This window comes from Rhodococcus sp. C1 (genome assembly GCF_020809065.1).
Classification (GTDB): domain Bacteria; phylum Actinomycetota; class Actinomycetes; order Mycobacteriales; family Mycobacteriaceae; genus Rhodococcus_F; species Rhodococcus_F qingshengii.
The window spans coordinates 2,668,543-2,685,655 of sequence record NZ_CP078080.1; the positions used below are offsets into that span (position 1 = coordinate 2,668,543).

Annotated in this window: 17 protein-coding genes; 7 read left to right on the forward strand and 10 right to left on the reverse strand. The window is 61.4% G+C overall.

Features of this window, described 5'->3' with window-relative positions; genetic code table 11:
* Positions 1-157: 157 nt before the first annotated feature.
* Positions 158-1,156 (forward strand): Lrp/AsnC family transcriptional regulator, encoded by a 999-nt coding sequence (locus tag KTR60_RS12345; protein ID WP_228402203.1) that lies wholly within the window; start codon positions 158-160, stop codon positions 1,154-1,156.
* A 36-nt stretch (positions 1,157-1,192) separates the two neighbouring features.
* Here the strand turns inward: KTR60_RS12345 and KTR60_RS12350 are convergent, their stop codons facing one another.
* The 4 genes from KTR60_RS12350 to ppk2 are packed head-to-tail and all read right to left on the reverse strand — an operon-like array spanning position 1,193 to position 7,518.
* A complete protein-coding gene (locus KTR60_RS12350; RefSeq protein ID WP_116056849.1) occupies positions 1,193-2,158 on the reverse strand; it encodes an endonuclease/exonuclease/phosphatase family protein in 966 nt (321 codons plus the stop codon).
* Between the two features lie 48 nt (positions 2,159-2,206).
* A complete protein-coding gene (locus KTR60_RS12355) occupies positions 2,207-3,901 on the reverse strand; it encodes a SulP family inorganic anion transporter (RefSeq protein ID WP_058038641.1) in 1,695 nt (564 codons plus the stop codon).
* Between the two features lie 17 nt (positions 3,902-3,918).
* On the reverse strand, positions 3,919-6,660 hold the full coding sequence (locus KTR60_RS12360) for a cation-translocating P-type ATPase (RefSeq protein WP_228402204.1): 2,742 nt from the start codon (positions 6,658-6,660) through the stop codon (positions 3,919-3,921).
* A 27-nt stretch (positions 6,661-6,687) separates the two neighbouring features.
* Positions 6,688-7,518 (reverse strand): polyphosphate kinase 2, encoded by an 831-nt coding sequence (gene ppk2 / locus KTR60_RS12365; protein ID WP_228402274.1) that lies wholly within the window; start codon positions 7,516-7,518, stop codon positions 6,688-6,690.
* Between the two features lie 191 nt (positions 7,519-7,709).
* Between ppk2 and KTR60_RS12370 the strand changes: the two genes are divergently transcribed.
* On the forward strand, positions 7,710-7,961 hold the full coding sequence (locus KTR60_RS12370) for a three-helix bundle dimerization domain-containing protein (RefSeq protein ID WP_007734945.1): 252 nt from the start codon (positions 7,710-7,712) through the stop codon (positions 7,959-7,961).
* A 133-nt stretch (positions 7,962-8,094) separates the two neighbouring features.
* Positions 8,095-8,472, forward strand: a complete 378-nt coding sequence (locus tag KTR60_RS12375) for an SHOCT domain-containing protein (RefSeq protein WP_003942794.1) — start codon at positions 8,095-8,097, stop codon at positions 8,470-8,472.
* Here the strand turns inward: KTR60_RS12375 and KTR60_RS12380 are convergent.
* Both KTR60_RS12380 and KTR60_RS12385 read right to left on the reverse strand, forming a co-directional pair.
* Entirely contained in the window at positions 8,450-9,895 is a 1,446-nt protein-coding gene (locus KTR60_RS12380) for a hypothetical protein (protein WP_064112706.1), read from the reverse strand. The two genes, KTR60_RS12375 and KTR60_RS12380, sit on opposite strands and share 23 nt — an antisense overlap.
* A gap of 75 nt (positions 9,896-9,970) precedes the next feature.
* Positions 9,971-10,369, reverse strand: coding sequence for a hypothetical protein (locus KTR60_RS12385; RefSeq protein ID WP_007734954.1), 399 nt, complete (start codon positions 10,367-10,369; stop codon positions 9,971-9,973).
* 162 nt (positions 10,370-10,531) lie between these two features.
* On the opposite strand from KTR60_RS12385, the gene KTR60_RS12390 reads away from it, so the two are divergent.
* On the forward strand, positions 10,532-11,125 hold the full coding sequence (locus KTR60_RS12390) for a GNAT family N-acetyltransferase (RefSeq protein ID WP_082900842.1): 594 nt from the start codon (positions 10,532-10,534) through the stop codon (positions 11,123-11,125).
* A 17-nt stretch (positions 11,126-11,142) separates the two neighbouring features.
* Here KTR60_RS12390 and KTR60_RS12395 read toward each other — a convergent pair whose 3' ends face one another.
* The 4 genes from KTR60_RS12395 to KTR60_RS12410 form a co-directional block, all read right to left on the reverse strand.
* Entirely contained in the window at positions 11,143-12,219 is a 1,077-nt protein-coding gene (locus KTR60_RS12395) for an iron-siderophore ABC transporter substrate-binding protein (RefSeq protein ID WP_223304443.1), read from the reverse strand.
* Positions 12,220-12,361: 142 nt separating this feature from the next.
* Positions 12,362-13,198, reverse strand: coding sequence for a helix-turn-helix transcriptional regulator (locus KTR60_RS12400; RefSeq protein ID WP_064112707.1), 837 nt, complete (start codon positions 13,196-13,198; stop codon positions 12,362-12,364).
* 55 nt (positions 13,199-13,253) lie between these two features.
* Positions 13,254-13,580, reverse strand: coding sequence for a DMT family transporter (locus KTR60_RS12405; RefSeq protein ID WP_003942819.1), 327 nt, complete (start codon positions 13,578-13,580; stop codon positions 13,254-13,256).
* A complete protein-coding gene (locus KTR60_RS12410; RefSeq protein ID WP_064073692.1) occupies positions 13,577-13,927 on the reverse strand; it encodes a DMT family transporter in 351 nt (116 codons plus the stop codon). Before KTR60_RS12410 ends, KTR60_RS12405 begins: the two co-directional genes overlap by 4 nt.
* Positions 13,928-13,980: 53 nt before the next feature.
* On the opposite strand from KTR60_RS12410, the gene KTR60_RS12415 reads away from it, so the two are divergent.
* The 3 genes from KTR60_RS12415 to KTR60_RS12425 are packed head-to-tail and all read left to right on the forward strand — an operon-like array spanning position 13,981 to position 17,107.
* Positions 13,981-14,700 (forward strand): transglutaminase domain-containing protein, encoded by a 720-nt coding sequence (locus KTR60_RS12415; RefSeq protein WP_064112708.1) that lies wholly within the window; start codon positions 13,981-13,983, stop codon positions 14,698-14,700.
* Positions 14,701-14,729: 29 nt separating this feature from the next.
* Positions 14,730-15,587, forward strand: coding sequence for a type I methionyl aminopeptidase (gene map, locus KTR60_RS12420; RefSeq protein WP_042925817.1), 858 nt, complete (start codon positions 14,730-14,732; stop codon positions 15,585-15,587).
* 8 nt (positions 15,588-15,595) lie between these two features.
* Entirely contained in the window at positions 15,596-17,107 is a 1,512-nt protein-coding gene (locus KTR60_RS12425; RefSeq protein WP_030535634.1) for a cobyric acid synthase, read from the forward strand.
* Positions 17,108-17,113 lie beyond the last annotated feature (6 nt).

Below are 17,113 nucleotides of genomic sequence, written 5' to 3' on the forward strand. Positions count from 1 at the left end.
GACAGGGAATGCTTCGGTCATGTCGGTGTCTTTCTCGAGGGGGCGAACGAACGCAAGAAGTAAGGGTTCTCGAGGCTCAGGATTTGGTGGACTATTGATGTGATGAAGTTAGGATCGACGCGTTTCGATCCTGTTTCGGTGCAGCATTCTTTTGAAAGTGAGGTCCTCGGTGCAGGATCAGATGCTCAAGGACGACGATCTTCGGCTGTTGAACGCACTGCAGATCAGGCCGCGAGCGTCGTGGTCCGAGCTTTCACGCGCGATCGGTTCCGACCCGGTCACCCTGACCAGGCGTTGGGAGCGTCTGCACTCGCAAGGAATAGCGTGGATCGCTGCGTACCGTGGTGGACCCATCGTGTCGGCGACCGCACTTCTCGAGATCGAATGCGCACCGGCACAGACCATGAGCGTTGCCGAACAGATCGCGCACGATCCCGAAGTTCTCACAGTCGATCTCACAACCGGCAATCGGGATCTGCTCGTCACGCTCACCTGCACTGACCTCGATCAATTGTCCAGGTACGTGTTGGAGCGAACACAATCCCTGCCGATGATCACCGCGATGCGAACTCAGATCGTGTCCTCGGCGAACTCCGACGCGAGGAACTGGCGTCTACGTGCTCTCGATGCGGAAGAAATTGCCGCGCTCGAGTCGGCCCCGGCGGGAAAGATTCGTGGTGTACGCGCCGGCGAAGAGGAACAGTCGCAGCTGTTCGACATTCTTTCTCGCGAACCACGTGTCACCGTCTCGGCACTCGCTGCGGCCCTCGGAGTCACGCCGGCTCGCGCTGGGGCGCTCCTTTCTCACGAGCTGTCGACGGGGCGACTGGTCGTCCGCACGGAGATTGCTCGGCCCTACTCCGGCTGGCCGGTCTACGCCTGGTACTTCTTACGTCTCGACGGGCGAAAGGAGGCAATTGCTCAGCGTCTTTCGCACCTGCGTGAGGCGAGGCTTGTTGCTTCTACGATCGGCAGCTACGACATCGCATTGGCGGTGTGGCTGCGCTCGATCGACGACGTGCAGCGTCTGGAAGGTTATCTCGCCGAGCAGTTTCCGGGCGTATCCGTGGTGGACCGGTCGATCGTCCTGCGTACGCCGCATCACCTGCATCGGACGATCGATGTGTCGGGTCGAAGCATGCCGAAGCACGGGTGATCCGCAACTCGTTCGCGCGGGTCGGGTGCTCTCCGACTAGTTGGGGATCGCCACGTCGACGATCAAGCCGAAGTGATCGGAACCTTCGATCTCGATCCGCTCGAGTGACTTCGCCTGACCGCCCCGCAGAAGTACATGGTCGATGCCGACGATCGCGGGAAATTTCTTGTCCGCCGGATAGGTGCGCACGATGCCTACTCCCAATTGGTCTGCGGCATCGGAGTAGCCGACATCGAGGAGGTCACGGAATTGCTTGTGCGTGAATGTGGTGTTGAAGTCGCCACTGACGATGACGGTTTCCTCGGCGGCAGCAGCGTCGAGCGCGTTTCGCAAAGTGCTCAGCTCGGCAGTCCACACGTCGGGCGGGGTCACGTACGCCGGTCCGGGGTGAACCGCCAGAAGGGTGAACGAAGTTGAGAAGCCCACTTCGGCAACAAGATTGGTCGGTCCGAATCCGTTCAATTCCCGAGTGTCCGTCAGCGGATAACGGCTGTAAATACCGGCGCCACCCCCGCCGGCCTCGTCCGGTACCAAGTAGTGATGCGGCAGCAGTTGCTCGAGTCCTTGATCTCTGAGAGAGCCTTCGAGTGATGTGGTCAGTTCCTGAACCGTCAGGACGTCGACTGCCTTCTCGCGCACCGTCGCAGTCAAACTGGCGGGATCTGCCTGCCCGAAGAGAAGATTTGCTTGCATTACGCGCAGAGTCGGCCCGTCGATTTCGGAACTGTTTGCCACATACAGTGGACTGATCACCGACGCGCCCACCGCAATCAGTACCACCGAGATCGCCAGCAGGATCCAGCGGCGAAAGACCAGGCATATCAGGGACGCTGCGAGTGTGACCGCAAGCAGTATCGGGACGAAGGAGGCCACGGCGATCAACGGGTTGATCGGCTTGGTGGAGTACAACGCGATCAGCGCGACAACGCCGACGGCGATACCGCCCACGCCGGCGACCTGAGCGATACGGCGTGCCGGAACATTGTCCGTCGTGAATCCCATACCAAACGGTACCCAATGCAGCCACGGCTCCCGACTGCCTGGCGTTTGTCAGTCGCCGGTTCGGGTGCGGAATGCGTTCACGGCGGCTTCGACGGTCGGGTAGAAGTGCGTCGAATCGAATCGATCCCCGACTCCGAATCGGATGAGTCGATCCTTGATCGGACCTTTCATCTCTGCGAATGCCAACCGAATTCCTTTGCCTTCGAGGAATGTATCCAGATCGACGAGTTCGTCGACTGCCGTTGTGTCGAGTCCGGTGATCGGTTCGGCGGCTATAACCACCCAGTCGACCGGATCTGGCGCCTTGGCGACGACGGAGCGAACGTACTCGTCGAAGATCTCGCCGTTCGCGAAAAACAGTGGCGCGTCAAACCTCACCAACACCAGGCCGGGGATGCGATGCCCATCTGGATGGCGTTCGATGTCGTGGAATCCGGTGGGTTCGCCCGTCTCGACGAGTTCGGTTCGATGTGGCTGCCATACCTGCGCGATGACCGCTGCGAAGGACAGTCCGATCGCAACAAGGATGCCTTGTAGCACACCGACCAGGGCGACGCCCAGAAACGCCGCGACGGCGAGGCCGAATTCCACGGTGCTCATGCGCCACATGCGGACCATGCCGCCCACGTCGATCAGTGCACACGCGGCGACGATGACGACGGCGGCCAGTGTTGCATCGGGCAGATATGCCGTGAGTCCGGGAGCGACGAGGACGAACACCAGGACCGCGAGCGCCCCGACGACGCCGGCCAATTGTGTGTGCGCCCCACTCTGTTCGGCTACCGGAGTTCGTGACCCGCTCGCCGAGATCGGGAACCCGCCGAACAGCCCGCCGGCCACGTTCGCGACACCGATCGCCTTCATTTCGGTACTGCCGTTCACGTCCTCGCCGTGGCGGGCGGCGAAGGTGCGCGAGAGAACGCCGGTGTCGGCGAAGGCAATCAATGCGATACCGGCGGCGGGCCCGATCAGATGGCCGACGTCCTGCCACGTGACTCCACCGACGGAAGGGAGGGGGAGTCCTTCCGGCAGTGCGCCGACCATGCCGATGTCATCGGTGAGACCGGCGGCAGCGGACAAGACTATGGCCGCGACAACGGCCACCAGAACGCCGGGAACAACAGGTACCCAGAGCCGGAAGGCGACTATGACGACTAGCGAACCGACACCGATGGCGGCAGCGAGGGGGTCGACGTCGCCACCCACCAGGGCCTTTGAGATCCCGCCGATTTCACCGAGTAGACCGGACGCGTCGACGGAGAATCCGAGCAGCTTGGGAATCTGACCAACTACGACGACGAGTGCAATGGCGTTGAGGTAGCCGAGGCGGATCGGTTTCGAGAGGAGTTCGGTCACGAAGCCGAGACGAAGGAATCCGCCGATCACGAGGATGAGTCCGACAAGAATGGCGAGAACACCGGCTAGTGCAAGCGCATTCTCCGAATCGCCGACCACTGCCAGCGGTATGACCGCGGCGGCAATCAGCGGCGCCAGTGACGAATCAGGTCCGAGTACAAGGATTTTCGAGGGCCCGACTACCGCGTACGCGAGCAAAGGCACGATGGTGGCGTACAGCCCGGCGTACGCAGGCAACCCGGCGGCCTCGGCGTAGCCCATGCCTGCCGGGATGAGCAGGGCAGTCAAGACGAGTCCGGCAGTGACGTCTGTTCGCAACCACTCGCGGCGATACCCACGGGCAGTCGCGACGCCCGGTAGCCGACCTAGACTCTCCGCCCACATCATCGTTTGATTGTCCTCCCTCAGTGGAGCGAACGGGCGCGCTCGGGGGCAACCGCGGTGGTCGCAGGGAGGGGCGCAGGTGCCTGTGCGAGGCGGCGGCGTCGAATTGCCTTGTCCAACTCGACGACAACCGGGATGATCAGCGACCAACCCAGGCAGGCGAGCCACTGGGCGCCGGTCAGTGAGGTTGTCATGAGGAGGTCCTGGAGGACGCCCGCCTCGACGGCGAATACGGTCACGACCGTGGGGATCGTCAAGATCTTGATGGCACCGAGCACCGGTGGAACCACGCCGGACTCGGGATCACGCCGCATAGTCAGCCCCGCGAGAATCGAACCGAGAGAGAGCACTACGAATGCTGTGGTCATGGGAACATTCGCCTCGGAAGTACTCATTTCACCGGGTGCGAGAAGCATCGCCGCGAGTGTCACGGCAAATTGCAGGACACCGTACGCGAGCCACTGAGCGACTGCGCTTCGATGTGCGATTGGCATCTTGGGATCGCGCGGAGGCTTGTTCATCAGATCCGGTGGCGGCGGGTCGAGCATGATCACGGCGACGGGGAACAGTGTGATGAAGAAGTGCTGGAACAGCACCATCAGTGGCGTCAGTGCCACACCCTCGTTGATGTTGAAGATGCTCGCAGCGAGGAAGAGGAGAACCAAGGAGAAGAGTTTCGACATCTGGTACCGGATGTATGAGACGATTTTTCCGTAGATGTTGCGGCCCAAAGTGATCGCGGTGATGAGGGTACCGAAGTTGTCGTCGGTGAGCACCATCTTGCCCGCCTGTTTGGTCACCTCACTGCCCGAGCCCATGGCGACGCCGATGTCTGCCTTCTTCAACGCGGCGGCGTCGTTGACCGCGTCTCCGGTCATCGCGACGACGGCGCCACCGCTCTGCATGACATCGACCAAGCGAAGTTTGTCCTGCGGAGTGACGCGGCCGAACACGTGCAGGTTCGGCAACGCGGTCGATAGTTCTTCATCGGTCATCGCTTGCAACTCGCCGCCGCCCACCGAGCCCGGGCCGAGTCCGAGTTCGGCACCGATCGCTGCGGCGGTGATGGCATGGTCGCCGGTGATCATGCGGACCTCGATGCCGGCCCGGTGTGCGGTTCGCACCGAATCGACCGCCTCCGGACGCAGCGGGTCGATGATGCCTGCCATACCGACAAACGTCAGGTCCTCGACGCAGGACATGGGGTCGGCCACGACAGCGTCTTCCCGTCCGTCGAGGCGTCTGACCGCGAATGCCAGCACCCGAAGACCCTTTTCGGACATGGACTGATTTGCTGCCGTGAGTTCGTCTCGGACTTCCTCGATCGGGACCTGCCGACGGCCGGGGAGAAAGGCCGAAGAACACCGAGCGAGGACGACATCGGGTCCGCCTTTGACCAATCCGACGAACTGACTTACGCCGTCGACTTCGAGGTGGTGGTACGTGGCCATGAACTTGTACGCGGAATCGAACGGAACCGTCGCCACCCGCGGGTAGGTCCGTCTGGTGAGTGGGGCGTCGGCACCGATCTTTGCCGCGAGCACCACGAGCGCGGCCTCGGTCGGGTCGCCGACAACTTCCCCGGAATCGGAAACCGTTGCATCGCTGTCGAGACACAGTCCGTATGCGAGAAGGGTGAAGTCGGGTGGTGCCTCGCCGGCAACCTGCGTGATCCTTCCCGCTTTGGCGTAGCCTTCGCCGTCGACCGTGTACCAACGGCCGTGGACGTACAGCGATCGGACGGTCATCTGGTTCATGGTCAGCGTGCCGGTCTTGTCCGAGTTGATTGCACTGGTCGCGCCGAGTGTTTCGACGTCGGTCAGGTTCTTCACGACGGCCTTGGCGTCGGCCAGTTGACGGGCACCGTAGGCCAGCATCGCCTGGACGAATGTTGGCAGGCCGGTCGGAATCGCGGACACTCCCATTGCGATACCAAGGAGCAGAAGCGTAGTCAGGTCCTGCCCACGAAGGAGCCCGATGACGACGATGACGATCACTGCCGTCCACGCGATGATTCCGAGAAGTTTGGTGAGAGAGTCCAATTCACGTTGAAGTGGCGACTTGCCAGGGGCGACCGCCGACAACATCGACGCGATCTGGCCTATCTGCGTCTGCATCCCGGTCTCGGTGACCACCATGGTCGCCGTGCCGCGGGTGACCGAGGTGTTCTGGAAGACCAGATTGCTGCGGTCTCCGAGCGGAATATCCGCGTTGTTCAGCGTATTCGGGTCCTTCGGTATCGGCGCGCTTTCCCCGGTCAATGCGGCTTCCTGCGTCTCCAGGGTGGTGGTGGCGAGCAACCGTCCGTCGGCAGCGATGATGTCTCCTGCCTCGACTTGGACGATGTCACCCGGCACCAGTTCGGTAGCGTCGAGTTGAATCAGGTTCCCGTCACGAATGACCCGTGCTTGGGGCGTCTGCATCTTGGCGAGGGCGTCGACGCTGGCCCGTGCCTTCAACTCCTGTCGAGTTCCGAGGACGATGTTGAGCACGACGAGCACCGCCACCACGATTGCTGTCGGCACTTCACCGATGGCGATGCTGACCGCGGCCACGGCGACGAGCATCAAGTTCATCGGATCTTTCAGCTGCAACAGCGCGATCGACCACGTCGACGGCGGTGGCGTCGAGGTGATTTCGTTCGACCCGTAGCGTCGTCGCCGTTGGTCGGCCTCATCCGACTGCAGTCCGCGCTCCGGGTCCGACTGCAGTACGGACACGACTGATTCGCCACTCTGCGCATGCCACGGCGTGGGGCTCATGACCGCACATCCTTTCCTTGGCGATCGTCAATACCGGGTCGGAATCCAGTGCAGCGGTTGTTTGGGCGTCTGGTAGCCGTGAGCCTTCTGCCGTTTCGGCAGGGTGATGTCCGTGGATTGCACGGGCTCGTAGGGGATCTGACTCAGAATGTGGCTGATGATGTTGAGTCGTCCGCGTTTCTTGTCATTGTTGTTTGCGACATACCATGGCGCCCAGCCGGTGTCGGTGAAGCGAAACATCTCGTCGCGGGCACGCGAGTAGTCGTACCAATGACTGAACGACTTCAGATCGAGATTCGACAGCTTCCAGATCTTTCGAGGGTCGTCGATCCGGCTCTGCAGACGTAAGAGCTGCTGTTCTTCGCTGACCTCGAGCCAGTACTTGAGCAGAATGACTCCCGATTCGACGATCGCGCGTTCGACGGTCGGAATGAGCTGGAGAAATTGATGTGCTTGTTCTTCGGTGCAAAAGCCCATTACTCGTTCTACACCGGCACGGTTGTACCAACTTCGGTCGAAGATGACGATCTCACCGGCAGCCGGAAGATGCGGGACGTAGCGCTGGACGTACATCTGCGAATGCTCTCGCTCGGTCGGGGCGGGTAACGCAACGACCCGGAACACTCGCGGACTCACTCGCTCGGTGATGGCTTTGATGACACCGCCCTTCCCCGCGGTATCTCGACCTTCGAATACGATGCAGACCTTGGCTCCAGACGATTTGACCCACTCCTGCAAAGCCACGAGTTCGCCGTGCAACGGCTTGAGTTTGCGGCGGTACACCTTGTTCTTCATCGGCTTTTCTGCCACGGGCGGCGCGTCGTCGGTAAGGGTCGACGGGGTGTCGTCGTGAAGAATCCGAGCGTTCTTTCCCACTTCCACTCCCTGGCATCATGAGCGCAACGCGAGCGCGCGGGGAACCGTCCGCCCTTATGTGTATGCCCCATATTCGGTGAACCTATTCTCTTTGCAATCGAGACCCGAATCGTGTTGTTTTCGAACCCTTTCCGAGTCTTGACGTGCTCGGCTGGACGGACGACCATTAATGGATGACTGGCGACGAAGAGTTGCTCCACGTCGAGCGGGTGATCACTCGCCTGATTTCCCGCTATCCCGCCGTTCCTCCACCGGAGATCGAAAACAGAGTGCGAACAATTCACCAGCGTTTTGCGGGATGTCGGATCCGCGACTTCGTGCCTCTTCTGGTCGAAAAGGCGGCCAGACAAGAGATCTCGGATCGGAGAATCGTGATTCCGATAATGGATGAGCGGTCGGCGAGTCTGAACTCTCTCGAGCTGTAGCCGGAACGGGGATCGTCGGCGCATACTGAAATGACCTTGGACCAGGGAGTTCTGGCCGAATGCAGGAGCTCAGGCGCGGAACGTCAGCCTCCCGAACTCCTGATGTGTAAAACCGAGTACAGGGAGCGTTGACATGGAAGGCTTCTGGGAATTCTTCTGGTTCATCTTCGTCTGCTTTGCCTTTGTGGCGTACTTGAGCGTGTTGTTCTCGATCATCACCGACTTGTTCCGTGATCACGAGACTTCAGGCTGGGCCAAGGCGTTGTGGATGATATTCCTCTTCGTCATTCCATTCCTGTCCGCGATGATCTACGTGGTCGTCAAGAATGACGGAATGACGAGGCGGTCGATGGAAGCCGCTCAACAGCACATACACGCGCAGAGTGATTACATTCGAAAGGTCGCCGGGAAATCGCCGACTCAGCAGATCGCCGACGCCAGAGAGCTTCTCGACTCAGGCGCGATCAACGAAGAGGAATTCCAGGCCATCAAGGCAAAGGCGCTGGCGTAGTTTTCGTATCTTCTGCCCCGGGCCTGGCGTCGTCGGTTCCGCCGTCGTCAGGCGCGGCGTCCTGCGCGGCGGCGCGTGCGGGACGAACCAATACTTCCAGTGCGACGAGAGCAACGAGCGCAATGACGACGATCCAACCAACGACCAATCCGGTGGGGTAGCGCCAGAAGAGCAGCAACAGTGCGGCGATGCCGATGATGGCACAGCGCAGTGGGATACGAAGCTGATTGGCCCACCGCTCCACCTGATTCGGCGTTCGGCCGCTTGCAGAATGCCGGACGAAGTCCAACGCCTGCCCGTAGCCTCGACGAACGGCGATCGCCGACGACGACCCACCGATCAGGTAGGCGCCGAGCCCCACCACCACACCGAGGAGCGCAACCGCGCGAAGGCTCGTCCGAAGCGGAACCAGAACTGTGTCGATGACAGCGGTGGCGGCGTCTGGCGAGAGGATATCGGTAGGGACACTGTCGAGGTAGATTGCACGTCCGATCAGAATTCCGATCGCAAGAACAAGCATTCCCAACGCAATCGACAGACCGACCAGGGACAGCGTACGAAGCCTGCGACCGGTTGGCGCAACGGCGACAGCGGCTGCTGCGCAAGCGATTCCCAACCACGGCAGCACCGCCGAGACCTTGTCGAGTGCCGAGACGGCTCGCTGCGCCTTCACCAGCTCGGGGGACTGGAAGAGAACAAACTCCTTGTCCACGGACGGGATTTTGTCTGCGAAAGCGAAGCCGCGGTCGGTCAGCGCCGTTTTCACCCGGTCGATGATCGTGCTCAGTGAAATGCTGACCGTTCCGCTCTGGTCGACCTCGACCGAGTCGGGTCCGTAGTTTCCGGTCATGACGGCGACGAGGGAGTTGTGCGCCGCTCGGTTCGCCTGAATCCAAAGGTCTTCGAACTGCTGCGTCCGAACGAGCGAGGCCACTGTGTCGTGGACGAAACTCTTCGCCTGGCCGGCGATCACCGGTGCCAAACCCACCAACGCCTGGTCCACGCGAGGGGCGTTGGCTTCGAGATTCGACACGTCCGTCAATGCTGTGAGTGCCTCGGTGGTGAGCCCTTCGACGTCGACGCGATCGAAGATCTCGTCCGTGACTTGATTCGTGATCTCCGCTTGCACGGCTGGATTCTCACCCAGTGGCGCTACCGTGCTGACGTAGCGGTCCGTGTCGAGGATCTGACTACGTACGAAGCGGGTGGTTACCGACAAGACTGCGAGCAGTGCGACCAGCACCAGCAGGATTGTCACCGCGGTCCACCGCAGCCCATGTCGAGGTGGTCGGGAGACTTTCTCGACGGTCGTTTCGCGGGCGCTGGAAGTCTGCTCGCGAAGTGTTGCAACCTCTTCGCGCAACCGGGCTAGTTCGGCACGTTCGTCCTCCTGGAGTGGTCCGTCGCTCGTGCCGTTTGCCATGATGGTCCTCCCGGGACGGAAACTACTGGCGCACAGTTGAAATGCTGAACTGCGAAGATGATTCGGCGGGTGACCTCAGATGACCTCGGGATTCCAGGTCGCGACGGCCCAGATGACGAATACGTCGAGCGCGATGATGATGATCGACCACCACGGCGAGTGGGGTAGCCACAGGAAATTCGCGAGGATCGACAGAGAACAGATGACTATCGCGCCTACCCGTGCCCACGTCGCGCCGGTGAAGAGCATGATTCCGACAGCGGTGACGAGCACGCCGAGTACGAGGTGGATCCATCCCCACGAAGTGAGGTCGAATTGGTACGTGTATTCCGGGCCGACGACTGTCACGTCGTCCTCCGATATCGCCGAGATGCCTTGGAGGATTTCGAGCACGCCGACTGTGATGAGGAGAACGGCTCCGCCCAGCGCGCTTCCTTTTGCCACACCCTGCTTTACCAGTGAATCCTCGGACATGACCGCCCCTAGATTTCAAGCGCGAAATAGCCTGGCATATTTCCCTGTCCCGACCTTTTACGGTGGTGAAGTAGCCCGTCGGAGGGCAAATCAAACATTGAGCGCTGCACAGCATTGCGATATTCATTCGCCTACGAATTCGAAAGAACCTACCGTGACGGCATGGATATGGCGGACGTAGGTGTGGCGATGAGGCCTGCACCGGGTGTGATCCGGACGGACCGGCTGGTGCTCCGTACCTACCGCCCAGACGATCACCGGGATCTTCTCACCTTCTACGGGCGCAGCGACGTATGCCGATATTTGCTCAACGAACCCTGGAGTCTCGCGGAGGCTCGGGAGGCCGTGCAGACCAGAATGTCTCGCCGCGACCTGGCATCGGGCGCGGTGGCACTTGTTGTCGAGTACGGGGGCCGGGTTGTCGGAAGCGTGAGTGCTTGGCGAGTCGAAGAATCTGATTGCACAGCCGAAGTCGAGCACACCGCCGAACTCGGGTGGGCATTTTCGCCCGAGTTCGGCGGCCGAGGATTCGCGACGGAAGCAGTGACCGCTCTGATCGACCTCGCGTTCGCGACACCCCGATTGCGCCGCGTGGTCGCGCGAATGGATTCGAGAAACGAATCCTCGGCGCGACTCGCGCAGCGGATCGGTATGAGGCGAGAGGGACATTTTCGGCAGAACGCGTGGATCAAGAACGAGTGGACCGACACCGTGGTTTTCGCGACACTTCGCGGTGAGTGGCCTTCAGTTGCTTGATCAGACCGAGCGGGCTGCTATTTTGCGACCAGTTCGGTCAACTGTGGCACGAGTTCGTCGGTCGCCCACGGAACACTCAGAAGGCTGACGTACATTGTCGCTGCAGTCAGGCGATTGTCGGTGATCCACAGGTCCTTGCCGTTGGCGATGACCGGCCACCGCGAGAACAGAGTGTTGGCCAATGTGCTGTCGACTTCCGACTGATCGCTTGCCCAACCGAGATACACGTCGGTGTCGATCGTGTCGAGCTTTTCCATACTGATGCCGAAAAGGAACGAGTCGCCGGCAAAGTTCTTGGCGCCGTTCACCACGTCGGGAGCGACTGTGAGCCCGAGGTTTTCGACAAACTTGACGCGCGGATCGTCCGGACCGTAGATGGCGGTTTCGGTTTCTCCTTCACGGATGTAGGAACCGAAGGCGAAAGTGACTCCGTTGAATTCGGGATGACTCGCCTTCGATTCCTGGACCGATTCCTCAACCGACTTGATCAGCGCCGCGGTTTGAGCGGGACGCCCGAGTGCCTTGCCGACATCGGTGGCGAGGTTTTGCCACGAGCTGGGCTGATACGGCTTGGTGTCGTACGGGAGGGTCGGGGCGATCGAGCTCAGGCGCTGGTAATCCTGCTCGGAGAAGCCCGAGTACGGGGCAAGAATCAGATCAGGCGCGGCATTGAGAATCTGCTCGAACAGTAGCTCGCCGCTGTCGGAGTAGTACGGCGCAGGCGTGGGCAGCGTCTGGCCCGACTTTTCGAGTTCGGCGCGGGTCCACGGCAGGAACCCGTCGGCGTCGCCGGCCCAAGAGTCCTTCTGCATCGCGATCGGAGTGACACCCAGGGCGATGACCGTGTCTGCCGCTGCGGAATCGAGGGTGAGGATCCGTGTCGGCTCCTTGTCGATGGTGGTCCCGCCGAAAGCGTGCTTGATCGTCACGGGATAGGCGCCGTCCTCGACGGCGGATGCCGATGAATTGTTTTCCTGGGCGTCCGATGACGACTGTGTGCAGGCGGTCAGAGGCAGTGCCGCCGCCAGCATGAGCGCAACAACGATTCGTCGCCTCCGCTGGGGACGAATTCTCTGACGGGCAGATCTGAACACGCGAAACTCCTCGGGATTGATCAGGGAAGTGCTTGCACGACTCAGCGCAGTACGCGCATGAGAGCAGGCTTACCTAAGTGAATGTAGGGCGCGTGCGTGTAGCGAAGGGGCCAGCCGATGTCGACAACAGGTCAGGCTCGAGTCAGTTGACAGCGGCGAGCGCATTGCCGGGGGTGTAGCCGACCGTCTTGCGAAAAGCGGCGATGAAGGAACTCGACGTCCCGTAACCGACACGGCGGCTGACGGCGTTCACACTCATTCCGGTCCCGAGCATGCCGAGGGCCGTGCTCATACGAACCAGAGTGCGCCACTGCGCAAAGCTCAAGGCGAGTTCCGCGGCAAAAATCCGGGTGACCGTACGTCGGCTGAGATTGAGAACGTGAGCCCACTGATCGAGTGATCGATCGTCGGCGGGATCCGACAGCACTTTGTCGACGAGCATCCGTAGCCGCGGATCTCGGGGGATCGGTACGTCGAAGTGAGGTGCTGATGCCGGCGTGAGGAGATCGACACAAACCTGCTGTGCCCGAAGGCGTTGTTCTGCAGGCATTCCGGTGTGGGCGAGGTATATCAGCAGTGCCCGGGCTGCCTCACTCAGTGTCACGATGCACGGTTCGTTCCAGGCGGGGGTCCACAGCTCGGGGGTGAAGAGCGTGGCGCGGAATGCGACGTGGGGATTTGCCTGACCTTCGTGGAGGACCCCGCGGGGGATCCACAGGCCGACGCCGGGCGTGACGGTCCAGAGTTGATTGTCGATGATCATGTTGACGACACCGCGGTCGGACCAGATCAGTTCGTGCTCGATGTGAGCGTGCTCTGGCCACCGGGTGATGTGGTCGGTCTCGACGATGTACGTCGTGAGTTGGAACGGCGCCGGGACGGCGCGCGCCATCGGAGTGTGGCGGTCGGATTCCCGTAAGTGGGAATCGTCGTCCAGCTGTGGACCGTCGTCGATTTCACGAAGGGCAGGGATCAGCACCGTGGACTACCTCCAGAGCAAAGTTAGGTAAACCTTACACTGATGTGGGCAGCGATCAGTGACTCGCACCGAGTTCGATGAGAAGCACGCCTGCCGCGATGAGGCCGATCCCGACCATCATGAGCCTGGTCAGCGGTTCGCGAAAGAGAATGCGGGATGCGATTGCCGTCAACGCCACTCCACATGCGGTCCAGATTCCGTATGCGACGCCGATGGTGAGGCCCGCGTCGAGCGCGAGGGTCAGGAAGGCGAAAGCGGCGAGATACCCCACGGTGACAACCGCGAGCCATCGTTTGTCGCTGCCGTCCTGCGACGCCATCCGTAGTGACAACGTCGCGGTGACCTCGGAAATAATTGCAGCGATCAGAAATACGAAGGTCATGCTGGGTCCGCCGGCCCGCTGTCGGCGGCAGCCTGAGAGCCGAGTTCGACGCACAGCACTCCGCCGATGACCAGTGCAATCCCGATGCCCATGGTGGCCGTCAGAGGATCTCCGAAAAGGAAAGTTGCGAATACTGCGGTCAGGACAACTCCGGTTGCGCCCCAGATTCCGTATGCAACACCGAGTCCCATGCCCTCCCGCAGGACGAACGACAAGGCGGTGAATGCTGCGAGATATCCGCCGACGACCACGATGTACCAAGCCGGGTGATCGAGGGCGGCGCGCAACGACAGCGTCGCAGACACCTCGGTGAGGATCGCGGTGATCAACAACAGCCATTTCTTCACGGTTGGGATTCTGTCAGGCTCCACCGATTCCGGTCGCGCACTACGGTTGAGACATGACGTGCGTACTGCTCGGTGGAATCCGCAAAGGTGACATCCGCCACGACGCGTCGGTTGGCGATGTGGCCGCAACTCCGATCCTCGACTGGGGCCACGACGACGTGGCCCGCCTCTACGAGGACATTGCAGAAGGTGCGATCCAGTCGGCGCAGGAGTTCCTGGTGTCGGCGCATCGCAGCGTCGCTGCAAATATTCGGCCGGTGTACGGCCTCGACGACCGGCAACCCGTCTCGGTGACATTGAGTCGAGAGCGCGGATCCTGCAGTCAGAGACTGGCTATCGTCGAAGCGTTGGCTCGCCGCCGAGGTATCGCCACCCGAGTACGCGGTCTCGTACTACGCGGGGAATTCTGGTACCCGAGATTTCGGCGTCTACATGCGGTGATTCCGAAGTCAGTGCTGCTGGCGTGGCCGGAATTTCTGGTCGACGGACGCTGGCAGGACGTCTCCGAGATCGTTTCACCTGCGGTGGTCTCAGCGCTCGAACCGTTCACGAATACCGGCGAGGAGACACTGTTCGACGCGATCGGACGCGCTCCGATCAGTTGGGGCAAGTCTGTTTCGTGTGATTGCTTGGACTTCTCCGAATTCGTCGACCGCGATCTGGGCACCTTCGAATCTCGCGACGTGCTCTTCGAGGAATTCGGACAGACGATGTCGACCCCCGTCAGAATTCTCGTCGACCCGGTTTTCCGGAACTGGAGTGCATCCGGCTGACGCGCGACGCGAGGTCTAGGCTGTTCTGCATGTCTGTGCGTACCCCATTGGTCCCTGGAACCGTCTCTCCCGTCCTCGCTGTGCCCTCGAAGATCGAGCGGCCCGAGTACGCGTGGAAGCCGACCGCCAAAGAGGGCAACGAGCCCTGGGTTCAGACGCCGGAAACGATCGAGGCGATGCGCATCGCCAGCAAGATCGCTGCAGGCGCGCTGCAGGAAGCCGGCAAGGCTGTCGCTCCCGGTGTCACGACCGACGAACTCGACCGCATCGCACACGAGTTCATGCTCGACCACGGTGCATACCCGTCGACGTTGGGCTACAAGAGCTTTCCCAAGTCGTGCTGCACGTCTCTCAACGAGGTGATCTGCCACGGAATCCCCGACTCGACTGTGATCCAGGACGGCGACATCGTCAATATCGACGTCACCGCGTTCATCAACGGGGTACACGGCGACACCAATGCGACATTCCTCGCCGGTGACGTGTCCGAAGAGAACCGCTTGCTCGTCGAGCGCACACACGAGGCAACGATGCGGGCCATCAAAGCCGTCAAGCCCGGCCGCGCGCTCAACGTGATCGGACGTGTCATCGAGTCCTACGCCCATCGGTTCGGGTACGGCGTCGTCCGGGACTTCACCGGACACGGAATCGGCGAGACCTTCCACAACGGCCTCGTGATCCTGCACTACGACGAGCCCGCGGTCGAGACGATCATCGAACCGGGCATGGTCTTCACGATCGAACCGATGATCAACCTCGGTGGTATCGACTACGAGATCTGGGAGGACGGTTGGACCGTCGTCACCAAGGACCGTAAGTGGACGGCGCAGTTCGAGCACACCTTGGTGGTCACCGAGACCGGTGCAGAGATTCTCACCCTGCCTTGAGTTCGGAGATGCGCGGCGCTCTGCTGGTAGCCGGCACTACTTCCGACGCAGGCAAGAGCGTTCTTGTGGCCGGATTGTGTCGCATGTTGGCGCGTCGAGGCGTCCGAGTGGCGCCGTTCAAGGCGCAGAACATGTCGAACAACTCCGTGGTCACGCTGGACGGCGGAGAGATCGGCCGTGCGCAGGCACTTCAGGCGCGTGCATGCGGTCTGGAGCCGAGTGTTCGATTCAATCCGGTGCTGCTCAAGCCTGGAAGTGACCGCACTTCGCAATTGGTCGTTCGGGGCAAGGCTATGACCACAGTGGGTGCTCGCGACTACATGCAGCATCGGCAGTGGCTTCGCGCCGTCGTGGCCGAAGATCTCGAATCGCTTCGATCCGAGTTCGACGTCGTGATCTGTGAAGGTGCCGGTTCACCGGCCGAAATCAACTTGCGCGCAACGGATCTTGCCAACATGGGATTGGCTGAGGCTGCGCGGATTCCGGTCGTCGTCGTCGGTGACATCGATCGCGGCGGCGTCCTGGCCCATCTGTTCGGGACCGTTGCTGTGCTCTCGCCGAGCGACCAGGCATTGATCGCGGGATTTGTGATCAACAAATTCCGCGGTGACGTTGCACTGTTGGAACCCGGACTGGAACAACTGCGCAGCCTCACCGGTCGACCCACTCTCGGAGTGATCCCGTTTGCCGACGATCTTTGGCTCGACGCCGAGGATTCGCTTGGCGTCACCGGCAATGCCCCGGTAGGGCGCCCGGGCCCACCCGTCGGTTCGGCCTGGCTCACCGTTGCTGCGGTTCGGCTCCCGCGCATCTCCAACTCCACGGACGTCGAGGCACTGGCATGTGAACCGGGCGTGGCAGTTTCGTGGGTGACCGATCCGTCGCGGATTCGCGACGCGGACCTCGTGGTGATCCCCGGTAGTAAGTCCACCGTGAGTGACCTCGAGTGGTTGCGAAGTACCGGCCTGGCCGACGAGATCGTCGCGCGAGCAGGTCGCGGGCAAGCAGTCCTGGGAATCTGCGGCGGTTACCAGATGCTGGGTAATTCCATCGTCGACGACGTCGAATCAGGATCAGGGACCACCGCGGGACTGGGTCTGCTGGACCTCGATGTCGAGTTCGCTCCGGACAAGGTGCTGGCGCAGATGACCGGTACGGCAGACGGTATCTCGGTGTCCGGGTACGAGATTCATCACGGACGCGTCGTGCGCAACGGGGACCGCCCATTGCTGGCGGACTCGAGCGGTATGCCGGAAGGCAGTGTGCGAGGGCCTGTTCGAGGGACACACTGGCACGGTCTCCTGGAAAGTGACGACTTTCGGCGCAGCCTGCTGCGTGAGCTCGCGGTTCCCGGTTTTGTTGCTGCACCCGACACCGCGGTTGCCGCGGTGCGAGAACAACAACTCGACCTTCTCGCTGATCTCGTCGAGCAGCACCTCGATCAGGATCTACTCGAGAAACTGATCAACGGTGGGGCGCCTATCGGGCTCCCCGTCATTGCTTCCGCACTCGAAGCCTGAGAGCGC

Bases quoted from the DNA above. Each gene is read 5' to 3' on its own strand.
- map (WP_042925817.1), top strand. From the start codon at position 14,730: ATGTCTGTGCGTACCCCATTGGTCCCTGGAACCGTCTCTCCCGTCCTC.
- KTR60_RS12425 (WP_030535634.1), top strand. From the start codon at position 15,596: ATGCGCGGCGCTCTGCTGGTAGCCGGCACTACTTCCGACGCAGGCAAG.
- KTR60_RS12405 (WP_003942819.1), bottom strand. From the start codon at position 13,580: ATGACCTTCGTATTTCTGATCGCTGCAATTATTTCCGAGGTCACCGCG.
- KTR60_RS12385 (WP_007734954.1), bottom strand. From the start codon at position 10,369: ATGTCCGAGGATTCACTGGTAAAGCAGGGTGTGGCAAAAGGAAGCGCG.
- KTR60_RS12390 (WP_082900842.1), top strand. From the start codon at position 10,532: ATGGATATGGCGGACGTAGGTGTGGCGATGAGGCCTGCACCGGGTGTG.
- KTR60_RS12415 (WP_064112708.1), top strand. From the start codon at position 13,981: ATGACGTGCGTACTGCTCGGTGGAATCCGCAAAGGTGACATCCGCCAC.
- KTR60_RS12355 (WP_058038641.1), bottom strand. From the start codon at position 3,901: ATGATGTGGGCGGAGAGTCTAGGTCGGCTACCGGGCGTCGCGACTGCC.
- KTR60_RS12360 (WP_228402204.1), bottom strand. From the start codon at position 6,660: ATGAGCCCCACGCCGTGGCATGCGCAGAGTGGCGAATCAGTCGTGTCC.
- KTR60_RS12350 (WP_116056849.1), bottom strand. From the start codon at position 2,158: ATGGGATTCACGACGGACAATGTTCCGGCACGCCGTATCGCTCAGGTC.
- KTR60_RS12380 (WP_064112706.1), bottom strand. From the start codon at position 9,895: ATGGCAAACGGCACGAGCGACGGACCACTCCAGGAGGACGAACGTGCC.
- KTR60_RS12375 (WP_003942794.1), top strand. From the start codon at position 8,095: ATGGAAGGCTTCTGGGAATTCTTCTGGTTCATCTTCGTCTGCTTTGCC.
- KTR60_RS12370 (WP_007734945.1), top strand. From the start codon at position 7,710: ATGACTGGCGACGAAGAGTTGCTCCACGTCGAGCGGGTGATCACTCGC.